At 71.2% G+C, this 10,970-nt stretch carries 13 protein-coding genes; 9 read left to right on the forward strand and 4 right to left on the reverse strand.

The window, feature by feature from the left end; all coding sequences use genetic code 11:
• Positions 1 to 182: 182 nt before the first annotated feature.
• A complete protein-coding gene (locus AC156L_RS31510) occupies positions 183 to 1,250 on the reverse strand; it encodes a winged helix DNA-binding domain-containing protein (protein WP_330877617.1) in 1,068 nt (355 codons plus the stop codon).
• Positions 1,251 to 1,300: 50 nt separating this feature from the next.
• On the opposite strand from AC156L_RS31510, the gene AC156L_RS31515 reads away from it, so the two are divergent.
• Entirely contained in the window at positions 1,301 to 1,819 is a 519-nt protein-coding gene (locus AC156L_RS31515; protein WP_330877616.1) for an NUDIX hydrolase, read from the forward strand.
• Here AC156L_RS31515 and AC156L_RS31520 read toward each other — a convergent pair.
• Complete coding sequence (locus AC156L_RS31520; RefSeq protein WP_484407545.1) at positions 1,770 to 3,341, reverse strand: CocE/NonD family hydrolase; 1,572 nt, start codon at positions 3,339 to 3,341, stop codon at positions 1,770 to 1,772. The genes AC156L_RS31515 and AC156L_RS31520 overlap by 50 nt on opposite strands.
• A 182-nt stretch (positions 3,342 to 3,523) precedes the next feature.
• On the opposite strand from AC156L_RS31520, the gene folP reads away from it, so the two are divergent.
• The 6 genes from folP to AC156L_RS31550 all read left to right on the forward strand — a co-directional run bounded on the left by folP (position 3,524) and on the right by AC156L_RS31550 (position 6,989).
• Entirely contained in the window at positions 3,524 to 4,339 is an 816-nt protein-coding gene (folP, locus tag AC156L_RS31525; protein ID WP_484407548.1) for a dihydropteroate synthase, read from the forward strand.
• Between the two features lie 237 nt (positions 4,340 to 4,576).
• A complete protein-coding gene (locus tag AC156L_RS31530; protein ID WP_330876837.1) occupies positions 4,577 to 4,915 on the forward strand; it encodes a PadR family transcriptional regulator in 339 nt (112 codons plus the stop codon).
• Positions 4,897 to 5,577: a permease prefix domain 1-containing protein gene (locus AC156L_RS31535; RefSeq protein ID WP_330876838.1), complete on the forward strand. Its 681-nt coding sequence runs from the start codon at positions 4,897 to 4,899 to the stop codon at positions 5,575 to 5,577. Before AC156L_RS31530 ends, AC156L_RS31535 begins: the two co-directional genes overlap by 19 nt.
• Before the next feature lie 28 nt (positions 5,578 to 5,605).
• Complete coding sequence (locus tag AC156L_RS31540) at positions 5,606 to 5,977, forward strand: DivIVA domain-containing protein (RefSeq protein WP_330876839.1); 372 nt, start codon at positions 5,606 to 5,608, stop codon at positions 5,975 to 5,977.
• Positions 5,974 to 6,420, forward strand: a complete 447-nt coding sequence (locus tag AC156L_RS31545) for an SRPBCC family protein (RefSeq protein ID WP_330876840.1) — start codon at positions 5,974 to 5,976, stop codon at positions 6,418 to 6,420. Before AC156L_RS31540 ends, AC156L_RS31545 begins: the two co-directional genes overlap by 4 nt.
• Positions 6,417 to 6,989 (forward strand): DNA-3-methyladenine glycosylase I, encoded by a 573-nt coding sequence (locus AC156L_RS31550; protein ID WP_484407546.1) that lies wholly within the window; start codon positions 6,417 to 6,419, stop codon positions 6,987 to 6,989. Before AC156L_RS31545 ends, AC156L_RS31550 begins: the two co-directional genes overlap by 4 nt.
• Here the strand turns inward: AC156L_RS31550 and AC156L_RS31555 are convergent.
• Positions 6,976 to 7,761 carry an enoyl-CoA hydratase-related protein gene (locus AC156L_RS31555; protein WP_330876842.1) on the reverse strand — a complete coding sequence of 262 codons (786 nt, stop codon included), beginning with the start codon at positions 7,759 to 7,761 and terminating at the stop codon, positions 6,976 to 6,978. The two genes, AC156L_RS31550 and AC156L_RS31555, sit on opposite strands and share 14 nt — an antisense overlap.
• Before the next feature lie 28 nt (positions 7,762 to 7,789).
• The gene (locus tag AC156L_RS31560) at positions 7,790 to 8,590 is read right to left on the reverse strand and encodes a PaaX family transcriptional regulator (RefSeq protein WP_330876843.1); all 801 of its coding nucleotides are present in this window, start codon (positions 8,588 to 8,590) and stop codon (positions 7,790 to 7,792) included.
• Between the two features lie 315 nt (positions 8,591 to 8,905).
• On the opposite strand from AC156L_RS31560, the gene AC156L_RS31565 reads away from it, so the two are divergent.
• Complete coding sequence (locus AC156L_RS31565; protein WP_106185758.1) at positions 8,906 to 9,073, forward strand: DUF3117 domain-containing protein; 168 nt, start codon at positions 8,906 to 8,908, stop codon at positions 9,071 to 9,073.
• Positions 9,074 to 9,172: 99 nt separating this feature from the next.
• Complete coding sequence (locus tag AC156L_RS31570) at positions 9,173 to 10,555, forward strand: leucyl aminopeptidase family protein (protein ID WP_330876844.1); 1,383 nt, start codon at positions 9,173 to 9,175, stop codon at positions 10,553 to 10,555.
• The last annotated feature ends 415 nt before the right edge of the window (positions 10,556 to 10,970 follow it).

Below are 10,970 nucleotides of genomic sequence, written 5' to 3' on the forward strand. Positions count from 1 at the left end.
GGATCGGATGGCTGCTGGTTCCAGCGGGGCGGCCGATGTGACTCGGGGACCCCTCGATTTGCCCTTGATCGGGCTTGCGGGCAGAGGCGGCGGCCTGCCCGATCTGCTGGTGCAGGGCACATCCCCCGAGTAAGATCGGCCTCGGTTTCGGGAGGCGTGGTTTTGCTTTGCGTTTTGGTGGGTTAGTTGATTTTTGCTGTTGTGAGGTTGCGGGATTTTGCCAGGTGGTTCGCTTCCTCTGTTGTTGCTTTTTGCGGTGGTGGGGTCGTGAAGGGGTTCAGGGTTATCGTTAGGGTTTTTCCTGTTGCCTTTGCTTGCCAGGTTCCTGTTATTTCTCCGTCTACCATGATGGCGCCGCGTCTGCCCAGGATTCTCCAGACTTCCTTCTGGTGCTCCTTGTCCGGTACCAGTAGGTTGCGGTCTCTTGCCTGTAGGTAGGGGTCTAGTGGTGGTAGCAGCCTGGTCAGGTTTGGCTCTGGTGGGTTTAGCAGTGCTTGTAGCTGGGGTTTTGGGATCCAGGTTTGTTTACCTTCTGTCGTGATTTCCACTAGGTCTTGTGGCCAGATGTTTTTTATTTCCGTGGTTGTGGTGCCGAAGTAGCTCGCCACCTCTGCTGGGGTTGCCGGGCCGTGTAGGCGCAGGTAGGCCAGCAGCAGGTCGGTGAAGTTCTTCGTCTCCCGCGGGACCTCTGGTCTGTCCGGCATCGGGGTGAAGGTGACTGCCTTCTGCTTCGTGTCGAAGATCAGGCCTGCTGGTAGGACCGCCAGGCGGAAGATCGGGTCTTGTACGTGGGTGGTGTCGCAGCCCCTGCACCACGCTGTCAGGTCCTGTGGGACCAGCGGGGTGATCAGGCGGCTTGCTTCGCCCTTCGACATCGGGGCGGTGACCACCTGGCGCAGGGCGTTGGCCACCGCGGTGAGGGCTTCTCGCCCTCTGGTCACGCCGCGTGGGCGGGACATCCTGGTTGTCGCGTCGTCGTCGCTCAGCGGCCACAGCTTCGCCGCCAGGGTCGGCACGTCCGCTGGGCGGTGCAGGTGCGGGGCGCCTCTCGTCGACCACGTCGTCGTGTACTTCGCGAGGTCCGGTGCGGTGGGCAGGCGGGCCGCCAGCGCTGCCACCGCTGAGCGTTCCGAATCCTGCACGCCCAGGTCGAAGACGTCCAGGGTGTCCGTTTCGCGGGAGAACTGGTGTGCTGCCACGCGGTAGGCGAGGACCTGGTCGCGGGTTGCCCGGTGTGGCGTGGTGGTCATGTTGCGGATCCAAGCACCGATCCCTGCCACCTGCTGTCAGGATGGTGTTCGTGGAGATCACCAAGCAGCTCAGGGTCGCCGCTTACGCGCTGTGCGTCCGGGACGGGCAGATCCTGCTCTCCCGGTGGGTCGGGCCCAGCGGGAAGCGGTGGACGCTGCCCGGTGGGGGCATCGACCACGGCGAGGACCCGTACGAGGCGGTGATCCGCGAGGTCGACGAGGAGACCGGGTACTCGATCGAGGTGCAGCGGCTGCTCGGTGTGCACACGGTCCGCAGGCTGTTCGACCGGCCAGGGGGCGAGGTCGACTTCCACGGGCTGCGGATCATCTACGAGGCCCGTGTGGTCGGCGGCCAGCTGCGGTACGAGGTCGGTGGGTCGTCGGACCGGGCCGAGTGGTTCGACCTGGACGCGGTGGCCGGGCTGCACCACTCCGACCAGGTGGACGTGGCGTTGGAGCTGGCTCGGACGAGCCCGCCGGACGGCAGGGGCTCGGTGGCCCTGCCGTCCGACGAGAGGCTCATCCGCGAGGGACCCGGAGCCAGGACGGGTCCGCCGCCGGGGAGCTGAACGTGACGGTGGAGCCGAGCGTGCTCTCGCTGAGGTAGCGCGGGTCGACGGTGTCGACGACCAGCACCAGCCGGTGGCCCGCCGCGACGTCCCACACCACCGGTTCCAGTTCGAGGTCGACGGTCCTCGCCACGCCGGGTGCCGCGTTGCGCAGGGTGATCGGCTTGTGCGTGACGAGCGAGCCGACGCCGAGCGAGCCGATGTCGTACAGGTAGGCGTACAGCGTCGTGGTCGGAGCGCTCGGGGTGACCGTGGCGTGCAGCTTCGGCGCCCCGCTGACGGTGGTGGTCCGCGAGTACGCCGGACCCCACCAGACGGCGGCGGCGTTGCGGTCCACCAGCGGCATCGACACCCCGGTGGGGATGGTGAAGAAACCCTGGAGCAGGCCGCTGAGCAGGATCGTCCCGCTGTCGGCGACGGTCGGCCAGCCCGCGGCGATGCGGTTCTGCCAGCCCGTGGCGGCCGTGGTCGCCAGCGAGCCGGTGCCCCAGGACGGGCCGGTCAGGTACAGGGTGTCCTGCGCGGCCGTCGCCGCCGACCAACTGGGGAACGAGCGCCAGCCACCCCCGTTGTTCGGCTTCAGGTTGACCGGGTTCTCGCGGTCGACGCCGTTGTCCACGCCGCGCACGTGCTTGTCGAACCAGCGGTCGACCGACGACCAGATCTCGTTCGGCAGGCCCGCCGCGCCGAACAGCTCGGCGGTCGCGTGGTCGCCCGGCGAGAGCATCAGCCGCTTCGGGCCGGTGAGCTTCGCGAACAGGTCGGTGACCTGACCCGGTGCGAAGATGCCGTCGTTCCAGGCGTTCCCGATCATCACGGCGGCGCCGTTGGCGTTGATCGCGGCGATCTTGTTCGCCGCCGACCGCGACTCGGAGATCGGCACGACCTCGTTGAACCGGCCGTTGCGGTAAGCGGTCTCCGCCTGCCGCAGCACCGGGCCCGGACGCCCGACGAGGTTGCCCGCGGCCAGCAGGAGTTCGACGGCCTGGCTGTTCACGGTCTCGTTCGGGTAGAGCGAGCGGGCCAGGTCGGTCCACGTGCTGAGGGCCGCGACGGCCTTGATCCGCCGGTCGACGGCCGCGGCCAGCAGGGCCTGCCCGGCGCCGTAGGAGATGCCCGCGACGCCGACCCTGCCCGCGTCGCCCCTGGCGTTGCCGACCGCCCAGTCGATCACCTTGCTCACGTCCGCGACGGTGTCCGGACCGGCGACGTCGATCTCGCCGCCGGAGTCGTAGAAGCCGCGGCTGGTGTAGCTGACCACGACGTACCCGGACTCGTAGGCGAACTTCGCGGCGGCGCCCACGTACTCGATGTTGTTGACGCCCCAGCTCGACGGCAGCACCAGCAGGGGGAACGGGCCGCTGCCGCGGCCGGTCGGCTCGATCACGAAGGCGCGGATGGGCGTGCCGCCCGCGCCGGGGATGGTCCGGTACGCGGTGCTGAACCCGGCGGCCTGCGCGACAGGGGTGAGCAGGCCCAGGGCGAGCAGCGTCGTCAAGAACAGGACGAGTGATCGGCGCACGAGATCCTCCCGTTGGTCCGTGACCTGGATCACGTGTGAGTTACTGGTGAGTAAACAGTTCCTACTGAGAAGTAGCAATACCTGTGATCCAGTTCACTTTTAACCGGCGCGTGGCACCATCGGCCCTTGTGAAGCGAGTGCGATTCGGTACACGCGGGACCCCGGACGACCGCGCGCTGGTGATGGCGATCGTCAACCGGACCAGGGATTCCTTCTACGACGGCGGTGCGACCTTCGCCGACGACGCCGCGCTGGCCGCCGTGGACCGGGCGGTGGCGGAGGGCGCGGACCTCGTCGACATCGGCGGCGTCCGCGCGGGGTCGAAGGGCGAGGTCGTCGACGCGGCGGAGGAGACCCGCCGCGTCGTCCCGTTCGTCGCACGGGTCCGGTCCCGCTACCCGGACCTGGTGATCAGCGTCGACACCTGGCGCCACGAGGTGGGTCGCGAGGTGTGCCGCGCGGGTGCCGACCTGCTCAACGACACGTGGGCGGGCGCCGACCCGAAGCTCGCCGAGGTCGCCGCCGAGTTCGGCGTCGGCATCGTCTGCTCCCACACCGGCGGGCTCACCCCGCGCACCGACCCCCACCGTCCCCGCTACACCGACGTCGTCGCCTCCGTCGTGGCGGAACTGGTGGAGCGGGCCGAACGCGTGGTGGCGCTGGGCGTCCCGCGCGAGGGCGTGCTGATCGACCCGACGCACGACTTCGGCAAGAACACCTGGCACGGGCTGGAGCTGCTGCGCCGCTTGGACGAACTGGTCGGCACGGGGTGGCCGGTGCTGATGGCGCTGTCCAACAAGGACTTCATCGGCGAGACGCTCGGCGCGGACGTCGGGGACCGGGTCGACGGAACCCTGGCCGCGACCGCCGTGGCGGCGTGGACCGGGGCGCGGGTGTTCCGCGCGCACGAGGTCCGGCAGACGCGGCGGACCGTGGAGATGGTCGCGTCGATCGCCGGAACGCGAACGCCCACGCGGGTGCTGCGGGCGCTCGCGTAGCGCCGGGCGGGGACCGGTGCTCGCGCGGAGCCGCCGAGCGGAATCGCGGTCGAGGCAGGTCTTCCTGCGCCGCCGGTGTTCGGCGAGCGGGGGAGGAAGTGGAACGGGGTGGTGGCGAACCGCGCCCGCGCCAGGTCGAGGGGGTCCACGGGTGAGGACGCTGTGCGTAGCCACTCTGCTCGACGTCGGGGATCACCCCGATGTGATCCCTCGGTCGGATCCGTAGACTCGCTACTCATGAAGTCCGACGCGCTGCGCGGCCACCTGGACGCACTGCTGCTGGCCACGCTGGACGGCGGCAGCCTGCACGGCTACGCGATCATCGAGGCGCTCCAGCGGCGCAGCGGGGGTGCCCTCGACCTGCCGACCGGCACCGTCTACCCGGCGCTGCGCAGGCTGGAGCGCGCCGGGCACGTCACCAGCGAGTGGAGCACGGTCGCGGGCCGCAAGCGCCGCACCTACCGGCTCACCGGAGCGGGTGAACGGGCGCTGTCGGACGAGCGCGCCGCGTGGCGCGAGTTCACCACGGCCATCGACGGCGTCCTCGGAGGTGGGCCGTGGCCGGAGCGGGCGTGATCGAGGAGTACGTCGGCGACCTGGACCTGCGGCTGCGCGGGCCCGCCCACGTCAAGGCCGACCTGCTCGCCGAGGCCCGCGACAGCCTCGACGACGCGGCCGACTCCTACCGCGACCGGGGCCTGTCCGCCGAGGCTGCCGAGCGCCGCGCGGTCGAGGAGTTCGGCCCGCTCACCGTCGTCGCCCCCGGCTACCAGGCGGAACTGGCCGTCGCGCACGCCGCCACGACGCTGCGGACGGTGGCCCTGCTGATCCCGCTGACCTCCGTGCTGTGGGAGCTGAACCAGAGGTTCTGGATCGGGCCGTGGGCGGGCTTCGACGGTCCGCCCCCGCCCGACTGGTACCTGTTCGCCGCCCGCGCCAACGGCCACCTCCCGTGGGTCATCAGCTCCTGCGCCGTGCTCTCGCTGCTGGTCGGACGGCTGCTGTCCCGGTACGGCGTCAGCGGGACGACCCTCGGCAGGCTCGCGGGAGGGGTCGCCGCGACCTGCGCGGTGCTCGCGGTGTCGTGCAACCTCGCGATCGTCACGGGCACCGCCGCCCTGGACGCGGAACGGCTGCTGATGCCCGCGCCGGTGCTGGGAGCGGCGGCCGTGTTCTACGTCGTCCTCATCAGGGTCGGGGTGCTGGCGAAGCGCTGTCTGGCGTTGTCCGCAGTCTGATCCGCCGCGATGTGCCACGATCGTCGTCGTGACCACCGCGCTCATCTACCTCGTCGTCATGGTTCTCGTGGCTGCCGTGGTGTTCCTGTTGTCGTCGCTCGTGTTCGGCCGCGGTGAGGAGCTCGCCCCCCTGCCGCCCGGCGCGTCGCCGACCAGGCTCCCGGCCGAGGGTGTGACCTCGAACGACGTCCGCGACCTGCGCTTCCAACAGGTGTTGCGCGGCTACAAGATGACCGAGGTCGACTGGGTGCTCGAACGGCTCGCGACCGAGGTCGACGACCTGCGCGCCCGGATCGCCGAGCTGGAGGACGGCCACCCGAGGCCCGAGCCCGAGCCCGAACCCGAACCGGAGCCCGAACCCGTCGCGCGGCACGCGGGCGAGAACGGCGGCTCCACGTGACGGAGCTCGTGCTCAAGGTCCCCGTGGCCGCGCCCGCCGGGACGACGTGGGCCGCGCTGACGGACTGGACCCGGCAGGGCGAGTGGATGCTCGGCACCTCGGTGCGCGTGACCTCGGGCGACGGCAGGGGCGTCGGCTCCACCCTGGCCGCGTTCACCGGTGCCGGACCGCTGGGCTTCACGGACACCATGCGGATCACCGACTGGGAACCGCCGACGCGCTGCGCCGTGCTGCACACCGGGAAGGTCGTCCGCGGCACCGGCGAGTTCCTCGTCGAGCCCGTCACCGAGTGGACGTCGGAGTTCGTCTGGGTCGAACGCCTCGACCTGCCGCTCGGCGTCGTCGGACGGCTCGGCTGGCCGCTGGTCCGCCCGGCGTTCACCTGGGGCGTGCGGAGGTCGCTGGAGAAGTTCGCCCGGTTCGCCGAGGCGTACGCCCGGTGATCGTCCGCTGCCCGTGGGGCGACAGCACCCCCGACTACGCCGAGTACCACGACACCGAGTGGGGCGTCGAGCTGCACGGCGAGACCGAGCTGTTCGAGCGGCTGTGCCTGGAGTCCTTCCAGTCCGGCCTGTCGTGGATCACGATCCTGCGCAAGCGCGAGTCGTTCCGCCGCGCGTTCGAGGGGTTCGACCCCGCCACCGTCGCGGCCTACGGCGACGACGACGTGGAGCGGCTGATGGCCGACGCGTCCATCGTGCGCAACCGGGCCAAGATCAACGCCTGCATCCGCAACGCGGGCGTGGTCGCCGACCTCGACGAGCCGTTCGACGACCTGCTCTGGTCGTTCGCGCCGTTGAAGGAGGGCCGCGTGCGACCCGCCACGACGGCCGACGTGCCCGCCGTGACGCCCGAGTCCAAGGCCCTCGCCAAGGAGCTCAAGCGCCGCGGCTTCGTCTTCTTCGGCCCGACCACGGCCTACGCGCTGATGCAGGCCACCGGCATGGTCGACGACCACGTGGCGACCTGCTTCCGCGCGGTGGCCGCCGACGGGGCCGCTACTTCCCGGTGAACTCCGGCTTGCGCTTCGCCACGAACGCGGCCACGGCCTCGCGGTGGTCGTCGGTCGCGCCCGCCAGCGCCTGGGTGCTGGCCTCGATCTCCAGCGCGTCGTTCAGCGTCCCGCCGGACCCGACGGCCAACGCCTTCTTGATCATCGCGTAGGCCGTCGTCGGGCCCGCCGCGAGCCTGCGCGCCAACGCTTGCGCGGTGCTCAGCGCCTCGCCGTCCGGCACGACCTGGCCGACCATCCCGATCCGCAGCGCGTCCTGCGCGTCGACCGGCTGGGCGAGCAGCATCATCTCCATCGCCCTGCCGTGCCCGATCAGCCTCGGCAGCGTCCACGCCGCGCCCGAGTCCGACGTGAGGCCGACGTTCGCGAACGCCATCAGGAACTTCGCCGACGCCGCCGCGACCCGCAGGTCGCACGCGTACGCGATCGACGCGCCCGCGCCCGCCGCCGTGCCGTTGACCGCGGCGATCACCGGCTTCGGCATGCCGATGATGGCCTTGATCAGCGGGTTGTAGTGCTGCTCCACGGTGTTCAGCGGCGCCGGGTCACCGGACTCCAGCAGCGCGACGTGCTCCTTGAGGTCCTGGCCCGCGCAGAACGCCCTGCCTGCCCCGGTGATGACCACGGCGCGCACCGACTCGTCCTTCGCGGTGTCCAGGACGGCGTCGAGGAACGCCTCCTTCAGCGACACCGTGAACGAGTTGAACGCCTCCGGGCGGTTCAGCGTGAACGTGCGCACACCGTCGGCGTCGTCGATGAGGAGTTCGGACACGGCGGAGACCTCCAGTTTCGGTGACTACCTAAGCAGTGGACTCGTTCCGCGCCGACTTGTCCAGGCACTCGTCCACGAACCGCTCCACGGCCGGGGCCAGGCGGGCGGTGTGATGGTCGAAGAACTCGGCGGCCCCGGTCCCCGGCCAGTCCGCGGGCAGCAGTTCCACCGGCAGGCCGGGATCCCGGAACAGGAACTTCCGCCACGCGTGCAGCAGCCGCTGCGACGCGGCGAACGACTCCGGCGCCGCCGAACCGTCCACACGCGACATGACCGGTGCCCACTCCGCGACGAACGCCGCGTAGTCCCGGCCGAGCGCGGCGAGGTCCCACGCCCGCGCGGCCAGACCCCCGTCGTCGCCCTCGTGTCCGCCGTGGAACGTGCTCGCCGCCACACCCTCGGCCGCCAGCACGTCCGCCAGTTCGGGGGAGGGGCGCGGTGCGATCCACGTCACGGGGCCCAACGCGCCGTAGCCGAGCAGTTGCAGCGAGGAGGCCAACCGCTCGCGCGACTCGCGGCCCGGCAGTTCCTCCAGGACGAGCACGTGCCACCGACCGTCCCACGTGGACGGCCGGGTGCGGTAGATCCTCGCGGCCGCTTCGTCAAGCCGCCGTTCGGCCCTGGGGGTCAGCGCGTAGCCGGGGCCATCTGCCAGGCGCACCGGGTGCAGCCATCCCTGCCGAACGGTCCGGGACACGGCGGTCCGCACGGCGGGCGCGGCGAAGTCCAGCGGCTCCAGCAGCCGCACCAGGGCGGCGATGGTCGCGGCACCACCGCGTTCACGCAGGTGGCCGCCGTACACGTCGAACAACGCGGATCTGGCTCGCACGACGGTCGAGTCTGGCAGGCCCGGCCCCGCGCGACCAGGGCGGGCCGTCGGGCCGGGACGCGCCGGATCGGGCGACCCGCGCACGAAGGGCGGATCACGAACCGGTGACGGTGATCGTCCGCGCGGAATCCCTTTGCAGTACGGCGATCCAGCCTCTGAACAGGCACAAGTGAAGATCGACAAATGGTTGTCGGAACCACCGAAAGATCGGTTCGGTTTCGCGGCTGAGTCCGGATAGGGGAGAATGGACGCGGATCCGGCCGGGTTTCGCGAACCAGGTCGGACGGGGAAGGGTTTTGACGGAGGGAGCACGCTATGGCGGCCATGAAGCCCCGGACCGGCGACGGTCCCCTCGAGGTCACCAAGGAGGGGCGCGGCATCGTGATGCGCGTTCCGCTCGAGGGTGGTGGGCGCCTCGTCGTCGAGATGTCGGCGGAGGAGGCCAGCGCCCTGGGCGATGCCTTGAAGGCGGCCGTTGGCTGATCCCAGCCTCGAGAAGCCTCGAAGCCCCGGTTTCCACTGTGGAACCGGGGCCTCACTTCGTTGTGATACCGCATACACAGTTGACTGAGGAGGACCGCCTTGCGCACCCCCGTGCCCACCGCACTCGTCGAGGTCGAGGTCGCCGACGCGGCCCGACGTGGCGTGCCGAGCGTGGTGCTGACCACGGCGGACCTCGGCGAGACCGAGCGGGACGGTGACGGGTGGCGGCTCGGCGTCGGCGACGGCGGGCCCGCGACGTGGCGCACGGCGGGCGCGACCCTCGTCCGCGCGCTGGACCAGGCCGACGAGGCCCGCTCCTACGACGTGCTGCTGCCCGCGGACGCCGAGGCGGAGCGCGTCCGCGCGTTCGTCCTGGGCGCGACGCTCGGCGGCTACCGCTTCAAGGTGACCGGCGAGGCCCCGCCGCCCCGGATCAGGTCGCTCAGGCTGGTCGTCCAGGACCCCGGCTACACCGACGTGCTGGCGGCCGAGGCGGGCCACGCGTACGACCTCGCCCTGGCCACGGCCCTGAGCCGCGACCTGGCGAACACGCCGTCGAACGTCAAGGACCCGCAGTGGCTGGCGAGCACCGCCGCCAAGCAGGCGGGCGGGGTGCCCGGCCTCAAGGCCGTCGTCCGCGACGAGAAGTGGCTGGCCGCCGAGGGCTTCGGCGGCGTCCTCGCGGTGGGCGGCGGCTCCTCCCGCCCGCCCAGGCTCCTCGAACTGTCCTGGCGGCCCAGCTCGGTCACCGGCCACGCCCCGCACGTGGTGCTGGTCGGCAAGGGCATCACGTTCGACACCGGCGGCATCTCCGTGAAGCCCGCCGACGGCATGCACCTGATGCGCACGGACATGTCCGGCGGCGGCGCCGTGATCGCCGCGATGCTCGCCATCGCCCGCCGCGGCCTCCCGGTCCGCGTCACCGGCCTGGTGCCGTGCGCCGAGAACCACGTCTCCGGCTCGGCCTACCGCCCCGGTGACGTCGTCCGCCACTACTGCGGCACCACGACCGAGATCACCAACACCGACGCCGAGGGCAGGATCGTCCTGGCCGACGCCCTCGCCTACGCCGTGAAGACCCTCAACCCGGACCTGCTGGTGGACGTGGCCACCCTCACCGGTGCGATGAAGGTCAGCCTGGGCCTGCGCACGGGCGGCCTCTTCGCCACCGACGACGACCTCGCCGCCCGCATCACGACGGCGGGCGGTCGCGTGCACGAGGCCTGGTGGCGCATGCCGCTGCTGGACGAGCACGCCGACGCCGTGAAGAGCGACGTGGCCGACGTCCGCCAGTGCCCACCCGGCCCCGGCGGCATCACGGCGGCGCTGTTCCTGCGCGAGTTCACCGCCGGGCTGCCGTGGGCACACCTGGACATCGCGGGCCCGGCGAGGTCGGAGAGCGAGTACGACGAGGTGGTACCGGGAGCCACCGGCTTCGCCGCCCGCACACTGGTCGAACTGGTGGAGAGCTACACCCGCTAGAAGCGGGACCGCAGGGGCGAAGCCCTCCGGCAGGGCTGCGCACAACTCGGGGCGAAGCCCGTAGGCCTGCGGGCCGGGCTGGGCCGGGCTGGGCCGGAAACCCGACCACAACGGCAGCCGGCCTCGACCGAGCCCACACCCCACCCTGCCCCCGATCCGAAGCGCCCTCATGGCCGGCCGTGCCGTGTCAAGACATCTTTCCAGTCTTGACACGGTGCGTACGGCCATGAAGACAATCACGCGAGCGGGGGGAGGATCGCCCACAGCCACAGCCACAGCCACAGCCACAGCCGCAGCCGCAGCCACAGCCGCAGCCACAGCCACAGCCGCAGCCGCAGCCGCAGCCGCAGCCGCAGCCGCAGCCGCAGCCGCAGCCGCAGCCGCAGCCGCAGCCGCAGCCGCAGCCGCAGCCGCA

It is taken from the genome of Umezawaea sp. (assembly GCF_057122925.1).